The organism is Pseudomonas halotolerans (assembly GCF_039581215.1).
GTDB lineage: Bacteria > Pseudomonadota > Gammaproteobacteria > Pseudomonadales > Pseudomonadaceae > Aquipseudomonas > Aquipseudomonas tehranensis.
Window position 1 is genome coordinate 376981 of the sequence record NZ_JBCNTJ010000003.1, and the last position, 22711, is coordinate 399691.

The following is a 22711-nucleotide window of genomic DNA, read 5'->3' on the forward strand; positions in this document are numbered from 1 at the left end:
GCGCAGGCACAGTGTCGGACTTAACCTGGGGGGGCGCCTTGACCTGTATCAAGCGCCTTGGATACCGGCCGCAACGGCTCACCAGGTCAGGTAAAACATACCCTTGGCCAACAGCACGATCGCCACCAGATGGATAAACACACTGGTCGCCCTTGATTATCGGGCGATGGTTTATTCGAGGTTATCCCGCGGCGTCGGATTGGGGGTTGATGCCAATCAAGGAAACCAGAAACCCGATACCCCACCTGTGGGAGCGAGCCTGCTCGCGAAGGCGGTGTGCCAGTCACATCAATACCGGCTGACGCACCGTCTTCGCGAGCAAGCCCGCTCCCACAGGCGTTCGTCGTTTCGATTCCGCAAGGGCGTCAAGATAACGTTACCGCCTCCTCAACTCGTTCCGACCGCTGATCAGTAAGTCTGTTTTTTTGACACTTGCCCGATATGCGGTCACAACTTTTGCGCTCCTGCGGGTCATAACACGGTGGCCGCCGATGGAATATTGGCTTCTACCGTGGTTCCAGCCCGATACGGAGATAAGCTCATGATTTTCAACGTACAAAATTTTGGCGCCAAAGGAGATGGCATCACCGACGACACGGCGGCGATACAAAGTGCCATTGATGCGGCGGCTGCCGCAGGCGGCGGGCAGGTGTACATGCCGACCGGGACTTACATCGTTTCAGCCGGCGAGGAACCCTCCGACGGCTGCCTGATGCTCAAGAGCAACGTCTATTTGTACGGCGACGGCATGGGCGAAACCACCGTCAAGGTGGCCGACGGCTCCGACACCAAAATCACCGGCATCATCCGCTCGGCCTACGGTGAAGAAACCCACGATTTCGGCGTCAGCCACCTCACCATCGACGGCAACCGCGACAACACCACAGGCAAGATCGACGGCTGGTTCAACGGCTACATTCCCGGCGAAGAAGGCTACGACTCCAACGTCACCCTCGACAGCGTCGAGATCAAGGATTGCTCCGGGTACGGTTTCGACCCCCACGAGCAGACCGTCAACATGGTCATCAAGAACAGCGTGTCCCACGGCAACGGCCTGGACGGTTTCGTGGCTGACTTCCTCAGCGACAGCACCTTTGAAAACAACGTCGCCTACGACAACGACCGCCACGGTTTCAACGTCGTCACCAGCACCCACGACTTCACCCTCACCAATAACGTTGCCTACAACAACGGCGGCAACGGCATCGTGGTGCAGCGCGGCAGCGAGGACATCCCCTCCCCCAGCAACATCACCATCACCGGCGGCGAAGTGTATGGCAACGGCGGCGAAGGCGTGCTGATCAAGCTGTCCAGCGACGTCACCGTCAGCGGCGTCGATATCCACGACAACGCCAGCGCCGGGATTCGCATCTACGGCAGCAACCACGTGGAAGTCATCGACAACACCCTCAACAACAACTCACTGGGTAATCCGGTACCGGAAATCATCATCCAGTCCTACGACGACACCCTGGGCGTGTCCGGCCGGTACTTCAACGGCAGCGATAACCTTATCCAGGGCAACATCATCAGCGGCAGCGACCTGTCGACCTACGGTGTTGCTGAGCGCAATGAAGACGGCACCGACCGCAATGCGATCATCGCCAACACCATCAGTCACACCAGCAAGGGCGCCACGCTGGTCTACGGCGACGGCAGCTATGTCAGCGCCACGGTACCGGTGACCACCGTACAAGGCACGCCCGGCAACGACACCCTGGTGGGCAGCAGCGCCAATGAGATTTTCTATGGTGGGGCCGGCAACGACACCATCAACGGTGACGCGGGTGACGACATCCTGGTAGGTGGCGCGGGCATCGACAGACTGACCGGTGGCACCGGCGCCGACACGTTCCGCTTCGCCAGCCAATCCGACAGTTACCGCAACGCCACCACCAGCTTCGATGACACCATCACCGACTTCGACGTCACCCAGGACAAGATCGACCTCGCCGACCTGGGCTTCACCGGCCTGGGCAACGGCCGTGGTGGCACGTTGCAGATCAGCTACAACGCCAGCAGCAACCGCACCTACATCAAGGATTACGATGCCGACGCCAGCGGCAACCGTTTCGAGCTGATTCTGTCGGGCAACCTGACCAGCACCCTGACAGCCAGCAACTTCATCTTCAACCGAGTGGTCACCGGCACCAGTGGCAGTGACTCGCTGATCGGCAGCGAGTCGGCCGACACCCTGCTGGGCCTGGCGGGCAACGACAGCCTCAGTGGTGGCGCGGGCGACGACAAGCTCGACGGCGGCGTCGGCAAAGACACCCTCACCGGGGGCACTGGGGCCGATACCTTTGTGTTTTCCAACCGCCTGGACAGCTATCGCAATTACAACACCGGCGGCGTCAACCTGGGCGATGTGATCACCGACTTCGATGTCAGCGCCGACAAGATCGACCTGTCGGCCATGGGTTTCACCGGCCTTGGCGACGGCAAGAACGACACCGTGTACGTGGTGCTCAACAGCGCCGGGACCAAGACCTACATCAAGTCGCTGACCGCCGACGCCAATGGCAACCGCTTCGAAGTGGCACTGGATGGCAACTACCTCGACACATTGACCAGCGCCAACTTTGTCTTTGCCACGGCGTCGCCAACCAACCAGGCGCCGGTGCTGGCTACACCGCTGCTGGATCAAAACGCGACCGAAAACACCCCGTTCAGCTATGTGGTGCCGGCCACCAGTTTTACCGACCCGGACAACGACAGCCTCAGCTACACCGCCAGACTGGCGGATGGCAGCGCCCTGCCCGACTGGCTGGTCTTCGATGCTGCCAGCCGCACCTTCAGCGGCACGCCAAGCGATACGGCATCGGGCACTTACGCCATTCAGGTCACGGCGACCGACGGCAGCAATGCCACCGTCAGCGACAGCTTTACCCTGGCGGTGCAGGACGTCCCCGCCGCGCCGATTATCATCAATGGCACACCGAACAACGACACACTGACCGGCACCGCCGCCAACGAACAACTGTTCGGTGGCGCCGGTAACGACACCCTCAATGGCGGGGCCGGCAACGACATTCTGGTGGGCGGCACCGGCGTCGACAAGCTCACCGGCGGCGCGGGTGCCGACGTCTTTCGCTACGCCTCCAAGCTCGACAGCTACCGCACCAGTTCCACCAGTGCCAGTGACCAGATCCTCGATTTCGACGTGGCCGCCGACAAGATCGATGTATCGGCCCTGGGCTACACCGGCCTTGGTAACGGTCAGGCGGGCACGCTGCTGGTGACCTACAGCAGTTCGACCAACCGCACCTACCTCAAGGACCTCACGGTCGATGCCAACGGCAACCGCTTCGAGGTGTCGCTGGCGGGTAACCTGGTCAGCAGCCTGACCGCCAGTCACTTTGTCTTCGCCGACCAGAACACCCCCAGCAATGTGGCGCCCGTGGTGGTTATCCCCCTGCTCGACCAGAACGCCACCGAAAGTACGCCGTTCACCTACACCGTGACCTCCGACAGCTTCAGCGACGCCAACCAAGATGTGCTGACCTACACCGCCACCCTGGCCGACGGCAGTGCCCTGCCCGCCTGGCTGACTTTCAATGCCGCCAACCTGACCTTCACCGGCACGCCAACCAGCACTGCGGCAGGCAACTACAACATACTGGTCAAGGCCACCGATCCGTCAGGTGCCTCGGTGAGCGACAGCTTCGCCCTGGCGGTGGCCGATGCACCGGCCAACACCCTCACCGGAACCCACAACGCCGAAACCCTCAACGGCACCGCGGATGCGGACCTGATCCTCGGCCTGGGTGGCAACGACACCATCAGGGCCGGCGCCGGCGCGGACATTGTCGACGGTGGTGTCGGACGCGACTCGTTGTACGGCGGCGACGGTGCCGACACCTTCCGCTACACCGACGTGCTCGACAGCTACCGCGACTACGACACCGGCGGCGTCACGGCCACGGACACGATCTACGACTTCACCGTGGGCGTCGACAAGATCGATGTTTCCGGCCTGGGCTATCTTGGCCTCGGCAATGGCAGCAACGGCACGCTGTACATGACCCTGAACTCGGCCGGCGACAAGACCTATGTCAAATCCAGCGAAGCGGACGCCGACGGCAATCGCTTCGAAATCGCCCTGAGCGGTAACTACCTCGACACCCTGACCGCTGATGACTTCGTGTTCGGCGAACGCGCCCAGCAGGACATCCTCTACCTGCCAACCCTCGGCCAGTCCAATGCGCGCCTGCTGCGCATGACCGAGGACGATGATCAGTCCGGTACGTCGATGCTGGTCAATGACCTGAGCAGGTACACCACTTATGACGTTCGCAGTCAGTTCGAGGATGCCGACGGCAATGGCATCGACATCGCGGTGGGTGGCAGTACGGTCAATGGCCTGTCGACCCTGGGCGCCGAGGAGCTCAAGTTGTGCTGGTGGCTGACCGACACCAACCAACCGGGGCCTGCGCTGTTGCGCGCCGTGGCGTTGCTGCAGGATCAGCTCGCCGAGCTCAGGGCCATCGACAACGTCACCCTGGGCATCGTTTGGGGCCAAGGCGAGGAAGCAGCCCAGGAAATCGCCCGTGCCTCCGACAAGGAAGCGGCGGCGGCCGCCTACAAGACCGCAACCCTGGCCGTGTTTGATTACCTGCACGCCCAGTTCGGCAGTTTCAACGTGTACTTGATGGAGACCGGGCACTACCAACAGGACGCGGCGCGTGCCCGTGGGTATTCGGAAGAAAAGATCGCTGACATTGTCGAAGGTGTCGGTTATGTCCGCGCCACCCAGGAGGCCATCGCCGCCGAGCGCGCGGACGTGAAGCTGGCCGTGGACTACACCGATCTGCCCCTGCGCTACGAAGTCGATCCGCTGGTGTATCCCGACGACGTCTGGCACTTGCACGAGGAATCGGCGGAAATCGTCGGCCAGCGCCTGGCCGATTACATCGCCGACGACTTGGGTTTCCAGGGCAATCCTGATGACAACAACAGCGTTCAGGACATCTTCGACGACGCTCAGAACGAAGGCGGGATGATTTCCGGCACCGACCAGGACGATACCCTGGTGGGCAGCTCGGGCAATGACACGCTGGATGGCGACCTGGGCGCCGACACCCTCACCGGTGGCGATGGCAACGACATTTATGTGGTCGACAACGCCTTCGATACCGTGGTGGAAAGCAACACCTCGACCGCACAGATCGACACAGTGCAGGCCTCGGTCAGTTGGACTTTGGGCGATAACCTGGAAAATCTGGTGCTCACGGGTGTATCGGACATCGACGGCACCGGCAATGAGCGGCGCAACTTCATCACCGGCAATGCCGCCAACAACGTACTCGATGGCGCCGCCGGCGCCGACAGCATGAGCGGGGGCGATGGCAACGACACCTATTATGTCGACAACACCGACGACGCCGTTATCGAAACCAACAGCGACCCGGTGTCTGGCGGGATCGACAGCGTGCACAGCAGCCTGACGGCCTATACCCTCAGCAACAACGTCGAGAACCTGTACATCGATACCCCCGACGCCGCCAACGGCACCGGTAATGCGCTGGACAACACGCTGTTTGCCGGAGCCGGCAATAACGTACTGGACGGCCGCGATGGCAATGACACGGTGTCGTTCGAACGGGCCATGGCCGGTGTCACGGCCACCCTGTCCACGTCCGCGCAACAGAACACCGTGGGTTCGGGCCTCGACACCCTCAAGTCTGTCGAGAACCTGACCGGCAGTGCCTACGCCGACAACCTGACGGGTAACAGCGGCGCCAACGTGCTCAACGGTGGAGCGGGCAACGACACGCTGGTAGGTGGCTCGGGCGATGACCGGTTGATCGGCGGCGCGGGCACCGACAGCCTGAGCGGCGGCACGGGCGCAGACACTTACGTCTTCGAGGCGCTGACGGACATGGGCGTCGGGGCGTTACGCGATGTCATCAGCGGTTTCAAGAGCACGGAGTTCGACCAACTGGACTTCACCGGGTTGGACGCCAATCCGCTGACCGCCGACATCGACGCCTTCACCTTCATTGGCAGCAATGCCTTCGGCGCCGATGCCACCGGGCAGCTGCGGTTTGCCGATGGCATCCTCTATGGCAGTGTCAATGCCGACGCCAGTGCCGAGTTCGAATTCGAACTGGTGGGGGTCAAGGAGCTGCATGCCAGCGACTTCACAGCCTGACCGGCGGGGCCGCGGATCCATCAACACTCAGGGACCGGGACTCTGGCGGAAACTCACCGCCAGCCGGTTCCAGCTGTTGATGGTGCTGATTGCCAGCGTGAGGTCGACCAGCTCCTCCTCGCTGAACACGGCGCGGGCCTGGGCAAAAACCTGATCCGGCACTTGGCTTTCGGCCAACAGCGTCACCGCTTCGGTCCAAGCCAGGGCGGCGCATTCGCGGAGGCTGAAAAAACCACTGTCGCGCCACACCGCCACGGCGAACAGGCGCCGCTCGCTCTCGCCCAGGCGGCGCGCATCCACCGAGTGCATGTCGGTGCAGAACGCACAGCCGTTCAACTGCGAGGCACGGATCTTGATCAGATGCACAAGTCCCGGTTCTATACTCAAGCGACTGCTTAGCGCCTCAAGGCCAATCATGGCTTTCATCGCCCTTGGGGACGCACTGTAGTAATCCAGACGCTGGCTCATGGCGAACTCCGTGATGATCTGTACCCGCACGGTAGGACGTGAGCAGGTTGCGCGACAGATCCAATCTGTCGAAAAACACCGGACCATTTCCCGGCCAGGCCAATTGGCGCGATTTTCTTCACGCAACTTCTTTGCATTCGCACAATGCGGTTAATCTTGCGCCTTTGACGGCTGGCGCCAAACAATCGCTCAGGAGCGCGCGGGTATGGAACTTCATGTTGTCATCAACGGCCGCAAAGACCTGGCGGGCCAGTTGTATCAACAACTGCGCAGCGCCATCGAAAGTGGTCGCCTGGCCGCCGGCACGCAACTGCCGCCCAGCCGCTTGCTCGCCGAACAACTGGGCGTCTCGCGCAAGACCGTGTCCGACACTTACGCCCAACTGACCTACGAAAACTTTCTCACCGGTATCATTGGCAAAGGCACCTACGTCAATGCTCGCCCGGCCCCAATCGTGCGTAAACAAAGCCACCGCGAGCTGGCCGGAGCCGATGTCGTCGAGACCTGGCGCAACATGCCGGACCTGATGCGCCATCCCACTCTTGAAGGTGCGCTGCGTTACGACTTCATCGGCGGCGCCACCGGCAAGGGTCAGTTTCCCCTGGACGACTGGCGGCGTTGCACCGCTCACGCCTTGCGCCAGATCGCCAGCGCCAAGGGTTTTTACAGCCAGCCCGAGGGCTTGCCGGCGCTGCGTAATGCCATCGCCCGGCACATTGCATTTTCCCGCGGGGTCAATTGTCAGGACGATGACGTGGTGGTGTGCAATGGCGCGCAACAGGCCCTGGACCTGATCTCGCGGGTCTTGACCCGATCGGGCAGCCTGGTGGCGATGGAGGACCCGGGTTATCCGCCGGCACGCCTGCTGTTTGGCTCCCACGGCGCCACGGTGGCCGGGATACCGGTGGATGACCAGGGCATGCGGGTGGACCTCATACCCGACGGCACGAGCCTGATTTATGTGACGCCGTCGCACCAGTTTCCCTTGGGCATGCCCATGAGCCAGGCTCGCCGCGAGGCCTTGCTGGCGCGGGCCTACGCGTTGGGGGCAATCATCATCGAGGATGATTACGACAGCGAATTCCGTTACGAAGGCCGGCCTGCCGACTCACTCCAAAGCCTGGACGAACGCGGCATCGTGGCCTACGTCGGCACCTTCTCCAAAACATTGCTGCCGGAGCTGCGCCTCGGTTACGCAATCCTGCCGCCAGCGATTCTCGAAGCGGTGATCCTGGCCAAGCGCCTCACCGACCAACACACCTCCACCCTGCCCCAGTGGGCACTGGCCAAGTTCATTGCCGAGGGCTGCCTGCTCAAGCACATCCGCCGCTGCCACACGCTGTACGCCGGGCGCCGCGAGCGAATCCTGGCACGCATGGCCGGGGACCTGTCGCCCTGGTTCGAGGCGGTTCCCACCACCGCAGGCTTCCACCTGGCTGTGTTGTGCAAGGTGCCCATCGACCTGGCGCTGGTGATCGAACTGGCGAAAAAAGCCGAAGTCGGGCTGTACAGCCTCCACGGCTTTTTCAATGAGGCGGCGGTGCGTCCCGGCCTGTTCCTCGGTTTCGGCGCCATTGACACCCTGGACATCGACATCGCCCTGGACCGCGTGAGGGACATTTTGCAGCAGCTCAGCTGAGCCATTGGACTGGGGATTTATCCGCCCATTGGCTGTTTTAGCCTCGCCATTACAGGCCTATCCTGCAGGGGTCTCGTTGATTGTCGAGCCAATCCCGTCCGACTTGATTCAGGAGCCAGAACCATGACTCGCCAGGTGATCAATACCGTACAGGTCCAAGCCGCCGCTGGTCGCTCGGAAGAACTGGGCCGCCAGTTGCAGAAAATCGTCGAAACCCTGCGCGCGCAGCCTGGCTGTGAGGCCTACATGGTTGACCGTTGCCCGGAGAACGGCGACCGCTGGAACGTCAGCGCCCGCTGGCAATCGGAAGCGGCGATGCAGGCCCATTTCAACTGCCCTGAAGTGCAAGGTTTTATCGGCCTGATCGACAACCGCCTGGCCCGAAGCGTGGACTTCAACCGCTGACACCCACGCCCGTAGGAGCTGCCGAGTGCAACGAGGCTGCGATCTTTTGATCTTTCGCTTGAGACTCAAGTGTCTGGGAAAAGATCGCAGCCTCGTTGCACTCGGCAGCTCCTACAAGGGGGCCCTTCAGCATTGGTCTACCCACCTTCCGAAAGATTGGACGTTTGTTTGCACCACCGTGGAGCTTAGGGTGAATCCATCGCCGCGACAGCGCGAAATCACTCAAACTCACGAAGGTCATTCCCATGAAAATCCTCTGCCTGATCGCCACCCTCAGCCTGCTGCCTCTAGCCCCGGTCTATGCCCACGAAACCGCGCCTGCGGAAAAGGTCAACGTGCTGCAGGAGAAGATGCTGAAGAACCTGCCGGGTAAGAAAGCCATGATGCTGACCGTCGACTACGCCCCCGGCCAGTCCTCCGTTGCCCACAAACATGAGGGAACAGCCATGGCCTATGTGCTGGAAGGTGCCATCACCTCCCAGGTCAAAGGCGAGCCGGCGATGACCTACAAGGCCGGGGAGTTCTGGTACGAAGCAGCGGGTTCCGAGCATCTGGTTTCGAAAAACGCCAGCTCGACCGAACCGGCGAAATTGCTGGTGTTCATGGTGATGGGGGAGGATGAAGCGGTACTGAGACCGCTGAAGAACTGAGCACTGGCAATAGTGTACCTGTGGGAGCGAGCTTGCTCGCGATAGCAGTGTGTCAGCCAATATCAATGTGGCTGATTCAACGCCATCGCGAGCAAGCTCGCTCCCACAGGGGTCCACAGTGAATCTTGAAGGCAAAAAAGCCCCGCATCTCTCAATGCGGGGCTTTTTCATTCAACGCCGGATCAGTTGGCCGTTACGACCGCCTGACCACTCAACGCCAAGTCCAGCAGTTCGCGGTTGGCGACCGCGTACATGGCGTAGTCCGTGCCACTGGCGGCACGGATGTCCACCAGCATGGCGCGCCAGCGCTCGACCATATCGTGATGCTGCTCCAGCCACAGCGCCAGACGTGTTTCCACCTCCTGGGTGCCGTCGCCCTGCTGCAGGACCGAAATGGTGATCGCCCGCTGCTGCCAGTCGACGTCATCACGGAACGCTTCACGGGCCAGGGCCTGCCAGTTGTTTTCCACCGGCAGCGCGCTGATCTGCTGCAAGTACCAGGTGATGTCCAGGGCACTGCCCACGGCGAAGTAGGCCTTGGCCACATCGGCGGCGTTCTGGCCGGTGACATCGGACGCTTCGATGATCGGCAGCAAGGTGTACAGGTGCGTGGTGCCTGCAACCATGCGCGCCAGCAGCTCCGGCACGCCGGCCGCCACGTAGGCCTGGTAGCGGGTCTGCCAGCCTTCACGGGTCGGGCCTTCCAGCAGTTCGTCGAGCTTGAGGCCCAACGCCGCCAGGTGCGGACCGAAGTGAGCCACGTCACGGGCAGCGTTCTGCTCGTTACGGCGGCTGCGCAGGAACCAGCGCGTCGCACGACGACCCAGGCGCATCAACTCGTCCATCAGTTCCAGTTGCACGTCAGCCGACACCTGGTGATCCAGGGCTTCAATCTGACGGAACCAGTGCGGGAGATGGAAGATGTCCCGCACGATCACGTAAGCGCCAGCCACGTTCGCCGGGCTCATGCCGGTGGACTCTTTGAGCCGTTGAACGAAGGTGATGCCCATGTGGTTGACCAGGTCGTTGGCGATCTGGGTGCTGACGATCTCACGCTTGAGGCGATGGCGACGCATGGCTTCGGAGAACTTGCTCACCAGAGTCGGCGGGAACGCGGTCTCCATGTCACGGGTCAGGTAATCGTCATCCGGCACCTGGGAGTTGAGCAGCGCTTCCTTGAGGTCGATCTTGCTGTAGGAGATCAGCACCGACAGTTCGGCACGGGTCAGGCCTTGGCCCGCCGCGACGCGTTCGGCCAGTTGTTCTTCGGCCGGCAGGAACTCGATGGCGCGATCCAGCTTGCCTCGTGCCTCCAGATCGTTCATCAGGCGCTTGTATTCGGCAATGCGCACGAATGCACGGCGTGCCGCCAGGGACAGGGCCTGGGTCTGCTTGTAGTTGTTGCCCAACACCAGGCCACCGACTTCGTCGGTCATGCTGCCGAGCAACAAGTTACGTTGCTTCTCGGTCATGTCACCGGCCTGCACCACTTCGTTGAGCAGGATCTTGATGTTCACTTCGTGGTCGGAGCAGTCCACACCACCGGCGTTGTCGATAAAGTCGGTGTTGGTGGCGCCGCCATGCAGGCCGAACTCGACACGACCCAGTTGAGTCATGCCCAGGTTGCCACCCTCGCCCACCACCTTGCAGCGCAGTTCGTTGCCGTTCACGCGCAGCGCATCGTTGGCCTTGTCGCCCACGTCGGCGTGGCTTTCGCTACTGGCCTTGACGTAGGTGCCGATGCCGCCGTTCCACAACAGATCCACCGGCGCCTTGAGCAAGGCGTTGAGCAGCTCGGTCGGGGTCAGCTTATCGGCCTTGATGTCGAAGCGTTCTTTCATCTGTGGCGAGATGGCGATGCTCTTGGCGCTGCGCGAGAAGATCCCGCCGCCTTCGGACATGATGCTGGTGTCGTAGTCGGTCCAGGCCGAACGCGGCAAGTCGAACAGACGCTTGCGCTCGGCGAAGCTGCTGGCAGGCTCCGGGTTCGGGTCGATGAAGATGTGCAGGTGGTTGAACGCGGCGACCAGTTGCAGCTTGTCAGACATCAACAGGCCGTTACCGAACACGTCGCCGGCCATGTCGCCAACGCCCACCACGGTGATGCTGTCTTCCTGAACATTGATACCGCGTTCGCGGAAGTGGCGCTGTACGCCGACCCACGCGCCCTTGGCGGTGATGCCCATTTTCTTGTGGTCGTAGCCAGCCGAACCGCCGGAGGCGAACGCATCGCCGAGCCAGAAGCCGTAATCGATGGCAATGCCGTTGGCGATGTCGGAGAAGGTTGCAGTGCCCTTGTCCGCGGCCACTACCAGGTAGGGGTCATCGTCGTCATGACGCACGACATTGGTCGGCGGAACCAGTACGCCTTCCTTGAGGTTGTCGGTGATGTCCAGCAGGCCGGAGATGAAGATGCGATAGCACGCCACGCCTTCGGCGGCGATCTCGTCCCGTCCACCGCCCAACGGCAGGCGTCGCGGCAGGAAACCGCCTTTGGCGCCCACCGGCACGATCACCGAGTTCTTCACTTGCTGGGCCTTGACCAGCCCCAGCACTTCGGTGCGGTAGTCTTCTTCACGGTCGGACCAGCGCAGGCCACCGCGAGCAACGTTACCGAAGCGCAGGTGCACGCCCTCGACCCGCGGCGAATACACGAAGATCTCGAACTTGGGCACCGGTTTCGGCAGTTCCGGGATCAGGTGCGGGTTGAACTTGAAGCTGAAGTAGGCCTTGTTCTGGCCGTTGGCGTCGGTCTGGTAGAAGTTGGTCCGCAACGTGGCCTTGATCAGGTCCAGGTAGCGACGCAGGATGCGGTCTTCGTTGAGCACCTGGACATCGTCCAAGGCCGTGAGAATCGCCTGTTCCAAGCGCAACTGCTTGTCTTCCAGGTCGTCGCCGCTGAGTTTGCGCGCCAGGTAGAAGCGGGTCTTGAACAACCGGGTCAGTTCACGAGCGATGTCGGTGTGGTTGTTCAGGGTGCTGGCGATGTAACCCAGGTCGAAGCCCAGGCGGATCTGCTTCAGGTAACGGGCGTAGGCACGCAGCAGCGCCACGTCGCGCCATGGCAGGCCGGCGGTCAGCACCAGACGGTTGAACGCGTCGTTCTCGGCATCACCGCGCACGATGTGGACGAAGGCGTCCTGCAAGGTGTCGTTGAGCTGCTGGATGTCCAGGTCCAGGCCTTCGGCAGCGGTGAACGCGAAGTCATGAATCCAGAACTCGCGGCCATTGGTGTGGCGCAGGCGATACGGGAACTCGCCCAACACGCGCAGTCCGAGGTTCTCCAGGATAGGCAGCACGTCGGACAATGCCAGCGGCGTATCGGCGTGATACAGCTTGCAGTGCAGCTCGCGCTGACCGGAGACCTGGCCCAACGGCTGGTAGAAGCTCATGACCAGCGGATTTTTTTCATTCAGGCTCAACAGGTGCTGCATGTCGACCACGGCCGAGTGCGCGGCAAAACGCTCACGGTAGCCGGCTGGAAAGCCTTTCGGGAAATCGGCCAGTACGTTGGTACCCTGGGCTTCGCCGAAGCTTTCGATCACCAGGCTGGCGTAGTCGTCCTTCCAGCTGCGGCAGGCCTGCACCACTTCTTTTTCCAGCAAGACCGGGTCGATGTCGAGACGGTTCTTCGGATCCACCCGCAGGATCAGCTGTACACGGGCCAGGACGGATTCGGAGAAGAAGGTCCAGAATTCGCAGTCCGAGGCTTTCAGACGCTCCATCAGCACTTGCTGGATCTTCTGGCGCACTTCGGTGGAATAGATGTCGCGCGGCACATAGGCCAGGCAGTAGCAGAAACGGCCGTACGGGTCTTTGCGCAGGAATACGCGGATCTTGTTGCGTTCCTGGATCTGCACGATGGACATCACGGTGCTGAACAGCTCGTCCACCGGAGTCTGGAACAGGTCGTCACGGGGCAGCACTTCGACCACCTGGGCCAACTCTTTGCCCAGGTGCGCCTTGGCCTGGAAGCCCGAGCGGCGTTCGATTTCCTCGACCTTGCGGCGGATGTACGGGATCACGCGCACGCTCTCGCCATACACCGACGAGGTGTACAGGCCCATGAAACGGCATTCCTTGATGACCTTGCCATCGGCATCGATCTCACGGATCGACACGTAGTCCGGGTAAGCAGGACGGTGTACGCGGCTTGGGTGTGCGGCTTTGGCGAACGACAGCGGAGTCGGTTCGCGCAGGTAGTTGACGGCGTAGTCTTCAATGCGCAGGTCATCGACCGTGAGGCCGGCACGCAACAGTTTGGTCAGGCCGAGGAACGAATCGGGATCGTATTCGATATGGCCGCCGTCGGCGTCATCACGGACCACGAATTCTTCATAGCCCAGGAAGGTGAAGTGGTTGCCCACCAGCCATTCCAGGAAACTTTTGATTTCACCTTTTTCGTCGGCATCGATGGCGTAGGCGCTGCTGTCCAGGCTGGCCAGGATGTCCTGGACCTTGGCTTTCATCGGCTCGAAATCAGCCACCGCCACGCGCACCTCGCCCAGCACTTGCTCAAGTTCCTTGCTCAGGACGTTGAGTTCGGTGGCGTTGGCGCAGCGGTCGATTTCCAGGTACATCAACGACTCTTGCAGGATGCCGTCGCCCTGGGTGCCCTTCGGCAGGATTTCCAGCAACTCGCCCTTGTTGCCGCGACGCACGCTCAACACGGTGGTTTGCAGGGTATGGATGCTGTAACCGCGGCGGTTCAGTTCGGTACGGACCGAGTCCACCAGAAATGGCAGGTCGTGGTGCAGCACTTCCACTGCGGTATGGGTCGACTGCCAGCCGTGGCGTTCGTAATCCGGGTTGTAGACGCGGACCTGCGGCTGCGCGTGATCGAAGCGCTCAAGCAGGCGCCAGGCAGACAGCGTGCAGCCGGCGAGGTCGGACAACCGGCGCTGGGTAAGTTCATCGAGGGAAATGATGCCGAAGAATTGTTCAGCGAACAGCGCCACTTGTGGCAGTGCCTGTTCACTGATGTGCTGCGCCAGTGCCGCTTGCAGTTGGTGCTGGAAGTCGGCTTTGCTGGCTGCGGTGAAGAACGCCATCTGTGGTACTCCGCTTGGGCTTGTTATTGATGGAAGCGTCGCGTGCAACCCCTTTTCAGGGCTGTCGGCCATCCTGCTCCTGATTCTCGGGCAGAGGAAACAGGACGACAGGTGGGTGAAGCTGGACAAGACCGGCAGGTCACATCCTTTTCCATGTAATTTCCATGTAATGGACACCTGCAAAAAGCACTCAGGGTGCCCTTTGCAGGTGTACATCCGCCGTGCAGCTTAACGAGTGCGACAATGTGCCTGCTTGCAGCGCTGCGACATATTCGGTCAACGGCTAGCTAAACAGCCGGTTTGCATCGAACAACCGTAGCAGCCTGGCGAGCAAAACGGCACCTTGCGGTGTGAAATTGCACACAGATTGCGCGTGGGGCTGCAGTAATCCAGCAGAAAGTTGTACGGGCTGGCAAAATCCACTTTATTTGCGCCCAGCAAGGCTCATCGAGCCAGGAGCCATCACCATGCAAATGACCACCGCCCTTCTGATCGCCAACCCGTGCGACGACGAAGAAGACAACATGGCCATGTTGTGCTGCCACAGCGCCCAGGGCGAAATGTTCCTGATGACCCGCTACCCCGACGAAGACGAACTGGAAATCGCCCTGGATGGGGAGCCTTCGACACTCGAGGGCGTCAAGGTCACCCTCAGCCCGACCCTGCTGAAAATCGAAATTGCTGCGGCGGATGCCGATGTGTTGAACGGGGATGACGTGCTGGAGATCAGCCACAGCACCGATGGGGCGGATCTGGCGGAAGTGGAATTGACGTTGCAGAACATCCTCAGAGGAACGGGGACTTATGTAAGACAGGGCTGATTCCAGCGTTTTCATGGACGCCATCGCGAGCAAGCTCGGCTCCCACAGGTTTTGCGGCTTGCCCAGGACTTAAGGAATGACACAAGTCTCTTGTGGCGAGGGAGCTTGCTCCCGTTCGGCTGCGCGTAGGAGCTGCCGAAGGCTGCGATCTTTTGATCTTTCGCTCAGGACTCAATTGTCTGGAACAAGATCGCAGCCTCGTTGCACTCGACAGCTCCTACAGCGCAGCCCAGCGGGAGCAAGCTCCCTCGCCACGGGGTAAGCGCGCCTGTCCGGGCGGGATTCATGGCAAGCAAACCCACCCCCACAATCTTTCCAAGCCGATCACAATTCACACGGCCAATCAAAATCCCGTTAGTCGCCACCCCCCGCCATGCATTAAAGTAACGCCCCCAGCCCCGACGTTAACCGAACGCCTGGGCCACCCTTTCCAGGAACAGTCACCGATGGAACATCGTGAAGCGCTGCTGGCGCTGCGAACCTTTCTTTCAACGCAGATTCTCGGCCAGGAAAAACTCATCGAGCGTTTGCTCATCGCCCTGCTCGCTGACGGCCACATGCTGGTGGAAGGCGCGCCGGGGCTGGCCAAGACCAAGGCCATCAAAGAACTGGCCGAGGGCATTGAAGCGCAGTTCCATCGCATTCAGTTCACCCCCGACCTGCTGCCCGCCGACATTACCGGTACGGAAATCTACCGCCCGGAAACCGGCAGTTTCGTGTTCCAGCAGGGGCCGATATTCCACAACCTGGTGCTGGCGGACGAAATCAACCGTGCCCCGGCCAAGGTCCAGTCGGCCTTGCTCGAAGCAATGGCCGAGCGCCAGGTCAGCGTCGGGCGCAGCACCTATGAGCTGTCGCCGCTGTTTTTGGTGATGGCCACGCAAAACCCGATCGAGCAGGAAGGCACCTACCCGCTGCCTGAAGCCCAGCTCGACCGCTTTCTGATGCACGTCAAGATCGGTTTTCCCGATGCGGCGGTGGAACGGCGCATTCTGCAGCAGGCCCGGGGTGAGGCGCTGAATGGCGAAACCAAGCCCGAGCGCCGCGTGAGCCAGCAGGCCATTTTCTCCGCACGCAAGGAGATTCTCGGGTTGTACATGGCCGACGCCGTGGAGGAATACCTGGTGCAACTGGTCATGGCCACCCGTACCCCGGCCAAATTCGACCCGGAAATGGCCGAATGGATCGCCTACGGCGCCAGTCCGCGAGGTTCCATTGCCCTGGACCGGTGTGCCCGTGCCCACGCCTGGCTCGCCGGCCGCGACTTCGTCAGCCCCGAAGACATCCAGGCCGTGCTGTTCGACGTACTGCGCCATCGCATCATCCTGTCGTTCGAAGCCGAAGCGGCCGGCATTGACCAAGACCGCGTCGTGCAGCGGATTCTCGACGTCGTCGCCGTCGCTTGAGTAGCCAGCCATGAACAACCCACTGGCGCCCGTCCCGGGCATCCGCGTCAGCCTTTCGGAGCTGATCGAGATGCGCCATCGCGTGCGTGAAGTGCAGTTGTTCTCGACGCCAGGCCAGCGCAGCCCGCTGATCGGTCTGCATCATTCCAAGTTGCGCGGGCGCGGCGTGGATTTCGATCAGGTGCGGGTCTATCAGGCCGGCGACGATGTGCGCACCATCGACTGGCGCGTCACCGCCCGAACCCAGGAGCCCCACACCAAGCTGTTCCATGAGGAGCGGGAGCGGCCGATCTTCATCATGATCGAGCAAAGCCATCGATTGTTCTTCGGCTCAGGGTTGATGTTCAAGTCGGTGCTCGCGGCCCAGGCCGCCAGCCTGATCGGCTGGGCCGCCCTGGGGCACAACGACCGGGTCGGCGGGCTGGTGTTCGGAGATAACACCCATTACGAGGTCAAGCCCCGGCGCAGCAAACAGAGCCTCCTGCAACTGCTTAACCGCCTGGTGCGCGTTAACCAGTCGTTGCATACCGAGGGCGAACCGGACCGCGATTCCTTCGGCAACGCCCTGCGCCGGGCCCGGGAAGTGTTGCGTCCTGGCAGCCTGGTGATCGTGATCTGCGATGAGCGCGCCCTGTCCGACAGCGCCGAGCAACAGTTGAGTCTGCTGTCACGTCATTGCGACCTGTTGCTGTTACCGCTCTCGGACCCATTGGATCACGCCCTGCCTGCTGCCGGATTGCTGCGTTTCGCCCAGCGCGGCGCGCAGCTGGAGCTCGACACGCTGAATGTCGAACTGCGCCAGACCTATCGCGCCCAAGCCGAGGCCCGCCAGGAACGCTGGGAACGGCTGGCGCAGAAGCTGCGAATTCTGCTGATGCCCCTGAGCACCCAGGGCGACATGGTCGAACAGCTACGCGAATACCTGAACCCCAAGCGGTCGGGGAAAAACCGATGAGCAGCCTCGATCAACTGCAGCCGCTGATCACACCGCCACCCATCGGTTTCTGGCCCCCTGCGCCGGGCTGGTGGCTGTTGCTGATCGTGTTGCCGCTGCTGGGTCTTGGCCTGTGGCATTTACGCCGGTTTCTCCCCCCCAAGCGCTCCAGCGTCCGCGCCGAGCAGCCTCTGGACCCGGCGCGCCTGGCCGCTCTGGCGGAACTCGCCCTGCTGCCCAAACCCTACGATGGCGCACCCGCCGGCGCCTGGCTGCAACAGCTCAACGGTTTGCTCAAGCGCCTGTGCCGCAACCACTACCCGTACAGCCAAAGCCACACTCTCAATGGTCGAAAATGGCTGGCTTTCCTGGATAACCGCTGCCCGGCGGCAGGCCTGACCCGCTGGATGGTGCTGGTGGAAGGCGCCTACAAACCCGAATGCAAACTCGATGACAAAGCCATTGCCGGCCTGACCCAAGCCGTCGAAATCTGGATTCGCAAACATGTTTGAGTTCGCCTGGCCGTGGATTTTCGCGCTGTTGCCGCTGCCCTGGCTGATGCGTTTGGTGCTGCCGGCGGCCGACAGTGGCGAGCCGGCCCTGCGGGTCAGTTTCCTGGGCGACCTCGAAGGTCTCGTGGGGCGCCGGGCCCGCAGCAATCTGCCGACCTGGCGTCAGCAGGCGCCCTTCATCCTGCTCTGGCTGTTGCTGCTGATTGCCACTGCCCGCCCGCAATGGTTGGGCGAGCCGTTGCCGATTGCTGCCAGCGGCCGAGACCTGTTGGTGGCGGTGGATGTCTCGGGGTCCATGGACTTTCCCGATATGCGCTGGCAAGACGAGGACATCAGTCGCCTCGCGCTGGTCCAGCATCTGCTGGGAGATTTTCTCGAGAGCCGCGAAGGTGATCGGGTCGGCCTGATCCTGTTCGGCAGCCAGGCCTACCTGCAGGCACCGCTGACCTTCGATCGTCGCACCGTGCGGCTCTGGCTGGATGAAGCGCGCATCGGCATCGCCGGCAAGAACACCGCCATCGGCGACGCCATCGGTCTGGCGCTCAAGCGTCTGCGTCAACGTCCGGCAAACAGCCGCGTGCTGATTCTGGTCACCGACGGGGCCAACAACGGCGGGGAAATCGACCCGCTGACCGCCGCCCGACTGGCCGCTGAAGAAGGCGTGAAAATCTACCCGATCGGCATTGGTGCCGACCCGGAGGAAAGTGGCACGGCAGGGTTTGTCGGGGTCAACCCGAGCCTGGACCTGGACGAAGCGACACTCAGGGAAATTGCCCAAGCCACGGGCGGCCAGTATTTCCGCGCCCAGGACGGTCAACAGTTGCTGGCGATCAAGACCACCCTCGATCAGCTCGAACCGGTGACCCAGCAACCGACCCAGGCGCGCCCTGCCCAGGCGCTTTACCAATGGCCCTTGGCCGCTGCGCTGCTGCTGAGCGTTTTGCTGGTAGCCCGGGAACGCTGGCCGGACAACCCTTTGCAGCGCCTCTTTACCCAGCCATTGTTCCAACCGGCAGAACACTCCGAGTGGCGCCGGCGGCTCAAGCGCATGCGCCTGGGGAAACGCCGATGATCGCTCTCTGGCCACACTGGCTGCGTCCCTGGTTTCTGTTGCTGCTGCCTGTGTTGGGCTGGCTGCTGTGGCAGCTGTGGCACCGGCAGAAACGCGTGGGCCGCTGGCAAATGATTCTGCCGCCGGCGTTTCATGCCGTGCTGCTCAGTGGCGGCAGCGGCCGCGAAAGCAAGCTCCCGTGGATTGCCCTCGGCCTGGGCTGGTTATTGGTGGTGCTCGCGCTACTGGGCCCCAGTTGGGCACGGGTCGAACAGACCAGCCAAAAACCTGCCGATCCGCTGGTGGTGGTGCTGGAACTGACACCGCAAATGCTCGCCGCCGACGTCCCGCCCACGCGTCTGGAGCAGGCCCGACGCAAGGTGCTGGACTTGCTGCATAGCCGCAGCGACGCCCAGACTGCAATCATTGTCTATTCCGCCAGTGCCCATACGCTGGTGCCGCTGTCCGACGACCTGTCCACCAGCGCCAACCTCTTGGAGGCACTCACCCCCTCGATCATGCCCCAAAACGGCCATCGCGCCGACCTGGCGGTCAACAAGGCCAAGGCCCTGTTAAATCAGAGCGGGCTCGGCCACGGCCGGATCCTCTTGATTGGCTCGTCGTTGAACGACCAGGAACGCGAGCATATCCGCCAGATCCTCGATGGATCTGCCACGCAATTGCTGATGCTGGGCATAGGGACACGCGAAGGCGCTCCGGTAACCCAGGAAGATGGCAGTTACCTCAAGGATGCCCAGGGCGCGATTCTGGTGCCGCGCCTGGACAGCCCGAGCCTCAAGTCCTTCCTCAATGAGCTGGACGGCCGCTATCGCCCGGCGCGCCTGGACGATAGCGACCTGCGCGGCCTGGGGCTGCTGGACGGCCCTCGCCATTTGCGCAGCGACGGTCAGACGTTGCGCCTGGATACCTGGGCAGACCATGGCTACTGGCTGCTTCTGCCGCTGTTGCTGCTGGCCGCCTGCGCTGGCCGTCGTGGCTGGCTGTTCTGCCTGCCGTGGGTGTTCATGTTGCCGCAGACCGGTCATGCCTTCGAACTCCAGGACCTGTGGCTGCGCCCCGATCAACAGGGCCAGCACCTGCTCAAGCAGAAGCGTCCGGCCGAGGCCGCCGCCCACTTCGAGGACCACCAATGGCAAGGTGTGGCCCTGTATGAAGCCGGTGACTACAGCGAAGCCGCCCGCCGCTTTGCCGAGGGCAACGACGCCCGCGCCCACTACAATCGCGGCAACGCCTTGGCCAAAAGCGGCGAACTGGACGCCGCGCTGGATGCGTACGAGCAAGCCCTGGAATTGCAACCGGACCTGCGCCCCGCCCAAACCAACAAAGCGCTGGTGCAGAGCCTGCTCAAAGAGCAGGCGGCAAAACCTGCCGAACCTGAGCCCAGTGAAAGTGAGCAGCCAGGGCCCGCCGAGCAATCACCAAACACCAATGCCCAGGCACAAAGTTCTGCGCCGGGACAGCCCTCCCCCGAAGCGACCGCGACACCGGAACAAGCCCAGCCCCCCCAGACAACGCCACCGCCCGGCGCCCAGGATGTGCCGGGCAGTGAGCTGCCCGATGAGCGGACCACGACCCCACCGCTGCGTCCCGCGGCCGGCCAGCGCAATGACGAAGAACAGCGCCAGGCACTGGAGCAATGGCTGCGTCAGATCCCGGATAATCCGGGCGAACTGCTCAGACGTAAATTCTGGTATGAACAGCAAAGCCATCAGGCCCAGGGAAAAACCCCATGACCCGCTTCACTGCCTACCTCCTCGTCTTGCTGCTCTGGGCCTCTGGAACCCAGGCTGCACAGCTGACTGCCAGTGTGGACCGCAGCCGCCTGAACTCCGGGGAAACGGTGGAACTGACCCTGGAATCCAATGACGCCACACAGTTTGGCAAACCCGACCTGAGTCCGCTCCAGGCGCTGTTCGAAGTGCGCGGCACCCGCCAGGTCAACCAACTGACGACGCTTGACGGCGAGAATCGCGCCACCACCCGCTGGATCGTCACCCTGCTGCCGCGCCAGAGTGGCACCGTGGTCATTCCGCCCCTGCAGTTGGGCGAAGTGACGAGCCAGCCGATCAGCCTGCAAGTGATCGAAAGCGAAACGCGCAATGAGCCTGGCAAACTGGCCCCGGTCTTCGTCGAGGCCAGCCTCGACCAGACCCAGGTCTATGTGCAGGCACAGGCGATCCTGACCTTGCGCATCTACCATTCGGTGTCGCTGTACGACGACAGCAGCCTGACGCCGCTGCACATTCCCGACGCCCGTACCGAACAACTGGGCGAATCGCGCACCTACGAAAAGGTCATCAACAACGTACGCCACGGTGTGATCGAACTGCGCTACGGCATCTACCCCCAGCGCAGCGGCGAACTGACGATCCCGGCCCAGACTTTCAGCGCCACCCTGGTCGAGCCGGTGGCCCAGGGAGCTGCGCCGTCGGGCCCCAAACCCGGCCAGTTGATACGTGTCAGTTCCGAGCCACTGCGCCTGACCGTCAACCCCAAGCCCGTCAGTTACCCGGCTGATGTACCCTGGCTGCCGGCACGCAGCCTTTCCTTGAGCGAGAGTTGGAGCCCGGAACCGACCCACAGCCAGGTGGGTGACTCCCTGACCCGCAGCCTGACCCTGGAAGCCGAGGGCCTGGCCAGCGCCCAGATACCGCCCCTGCCGGCCACTGAAATCAATGGCCTGCGGCGCTACCCCGACCAACCGGTACTCAGCAGTCGCAGCAGTGAACGTGGTTTGGTCGGCAGCCGTGAAGACCGCGAAGCCCTGGTGCCCAACCGCAGTGGCACCATTGAACTGCCGCCGGTGGAAGTGGTTTGGTGGAACACCCTGGAAGACCACCTGGACCGCACCAGCCTTCCAGCGCGGACCCTGCAAGTGGCGAACAATCCGAGCCTGATGGTGGATACGCCGACGAGCGCGCCCCAGATTGTGACGATCGTCGACAGCGACACCTTGTGGTATTGGCAACTGAGCACGTTGATCCTGGCCTGCACGACATTGCTGGGCCTGGGCCTGTGGTGGCGCGCCCGTTCGCAGCCGGCCATCCTGCGCGCGATCCAGGCCGGGCCGAGCCCACGGACCCTGCTGGACGACCTCAAGCGTGCCTGCCTGGCCAACGACTCCCACGCTACACGCCAGGCGCTGGACGCCTGGGCTCGCCAGCAACCGGAAACCCTGGCCGACATGGCCGCGCGCTTCGTGCCCCTGTCCGACGCCCTGGACGGCCTCAACGGCGCGCTCTACAGCGAAACGGGTCAGTATTGGCAGGGTGAGGACCTGTGGAGAGCCATCCGCACCATTCCCGCTGCGGAAGGCTTCCAGGACCCGGCCAGCGACAGTGGCTTGCCGCCGCTCTACCCCAAATAGCCCCCTTTGCGGGACATAGAGCATCTGTGGCGAGGGGATTTATCCCCGTGGGGCTGCAACGCAGCCCTGAAACCCGACATTTCGATCAGCCTGGTTGATTGAGTTCGCTTCATGGGGCTGCTTCACGCAGCCCAGCGGGGATAAATCCCCTCGCCACAGGATTGGTGCCAACTCATTTGTAGAGGTTGTCCGGGTTCTCCGCTCTGTTTCCCAGTAAACTCTGCTTCTTTTA

At 62.3% G+C, this 22711-nt stretch carries 13 protein-coding genes; 11 read left to right on the forward strand and 2 right to left on the reverse strand.

Annotated features, from left to right (window positions below; all coding sequences use genetic code 11):
• Nucleotides 1-541 precede the first annotated feature (541 nt).
• Nucleotides 542-6154, forward strand: a complete 5613-nt coding sequence (locus AAIS01_RS06405) for a putative Ig domain-containing protein (protein ID WP_343468307.1) — start codon at nucleotides 542-544, stop codon at nucleotides 6152-6154.
• Nucleotides 6155-6181: 27 nt separating this feature from the next.
• Here the strand turns inward: AAIS01_RS06405 and AAIS01_RS06410 are convergent, their stop codons facing one another.
• Nucleotides 6182-6622: a carboxymuconolactone decarboxylase family protein gene (locus AAIS01_RS06410; RefSeq protein WP_343468308.1), complete on the reverse strand. Its 441-nt coding sequence runs from the start codon at nucleotides 6620-6622 to the stop codon at nucleotides 6182-6184.
• A gap of 205 nt (nucleotides 6623-6827) precedes the next feature.
• Here AAIS01_RS06410 and pdxR point away from each other — a divergent pair, with 205 nt between their 5' ends.
• The 3 genes from pdxR (at nucleotide 6828) to AAIS01_RS06425 (ending at nucleotide 9316) form a co-directional block, all read left to right on the forward strand.
• The gene (gene pdxR / locus AAIS01_RS06415) at nucleotides 6828-8261 is read left to right on the forward strand and encodes a MocR-like pyridoxine biosynthesis transcription factor PdxR (RefSeq protein WP_343468309.1); all 1434 of its coding nucleotides are present in this window, start codon (nucleotides 6828-6830) and stop codon (nucleotides 8259-8261) included.
• A gap of 123 nt (nucleotides 8262-8384) precedes the next feature.
• Nucleotides 8385-8666 carry an antibiotic biosynthesis monooxygenase family protein gene (locus tag AAIS01_RS06420; protein WP_343468310.1) on the forward strand — a complete coding sequence of 94 codons (282 nt, stop codon included), beginning with the start codon at nucleotides 8385-8387 and terminating at the stop codon, nucleotides 8664-8666.
• A 245-nt stretch (nucleotides 8667-8911) separates the two neighbouring features.
• Nucleotides 8912-9316, forward strand: coding sequence for a cupin domain-containing protein (locus AAIS01_RS06425; RefSeq protein WP_343468311.1), 405 nt, complete (start codon nucleotides 8912-8914; stop codon nucleotides 9314-9316).
• 182 nt (nucleotides 9317-9498) lie between these two features.
• Here AAIS01_RS06425 and AAIS01_RS06430 read toward each other — a convergent pair whose 3' ends face one another.
• The gene (locus AAIS01_RS06430; protein WP_343468312.1) at nucleotides 9499-14367 is read right to left on the reverse strand and encodes an NAD-glutamate dehydrogenase; all 4869 of its coding nucleotides are present in this window, start codon (nucleotides 14365-14367) and stop codon (nucleotides 9499-9501) included.
• A 467-nt stretch (nucleotides 14368-14834) separates the two neighbouring features.
• Here AAIS01_RS06430 and AAIS01_RS06435 point away from each other — a divergent pair, with 467 nt between their 5' ends.
• The 7 genes from AAIS01_RS06435 to AAIS01_RS06465 all read left to right on the forward strand — a co-directional run bounded on the left by AAIS01_RS06435 (nucleotide 14835) and on the right by AAIS01_RS06465 (nucleotide 22479).
• Entirely contained in the window at nucleotides 14835-15188 is a 354-nt protein-coding gene (locus AAIS01_RS06435; RefSeq protein WP_343468313.1) for a hypothetical protein, read from the forward strand.
• 446 nt (nucleotides 15189-15634) lie between these two features.
• Nucleotides 15635-16594, forward strand: coding sequence for an AAA family ATPase (locus AAIS01_RS06440; RefSeq protein WP_025213310.1), 960 nt, complete (start codon nucleotides 15635-15637; stop codon nucleotides 16592-16594).
• A gap of 10 nt (nucleotides 16595-16604) precedes the next feature.
• Entirely contained in the window at nucleotides 16605-17549 is a 945-nt protein-coding gene (locus tag AAIS01_RS06445) for a DUF58 domain-containing protein (protein WP_343468314.1), read from the forward strand.
• Entirely contained in the window at nucleotides 17546-18040 is a 495-nt protein-coding gene (locus tag AAIS01_RS06450; protein ID WP_343468315.1) for a DUF4381 domain-containing protein, read from the forward strand. The genes AAIS01_RS06445 and AAIS01_RS06450 overlap by 4 nt, the downstream gene beginning before the upstream one ends.
• Complete coding sequence (locus AAIS01_RS06455) at nucleotides 18033-19112, forward strand: vWA domain-containing protein (RefSeq protein WP_343468316.1); 1080 nt, start codon at nucleotides 18033-18035, stop codon at nucleotides 19110-19112. Before AAIS01_RS06450 ends, AAIS01_RS06455 begins: the two co-directional genes overlap by 8 nt.
• Nucleotides 19109-20845, forward strand: a complete 1737-nt coding sequence (locus AAIS01_RS06460; RefSeq protein WP_343468317.1) for a vWA domain-containing protein — start codon at nucleotides 19109-19111, stop codon at nucleotides 20843-20845. Before AAIS01_RS06455 ends, AAIS01_RS06460 begins: the two co-directional genes overlap by 4 nt.
• Nucleotides 20842-22479 carry a BatD family protein gene (locus tag AAIS01_RS06465; RefSeq protein ID WP_343468318.1) on the forward strand — a complete coding sequence of 546 codons (1638 nt, stop codon included), beginning with the start codon at nucleotides 20842-20844 and terminating at the stop codon, nucleotides 22477-22479. The genes AAIS01_RS06460 and AAIS01_RS06465 overlap by 4 nt, the downstream gene beginning before the upstream one ends.
• The last annotated feature ends 232 nt before the right edge of the window (nucleotides 22480-22711 follow it).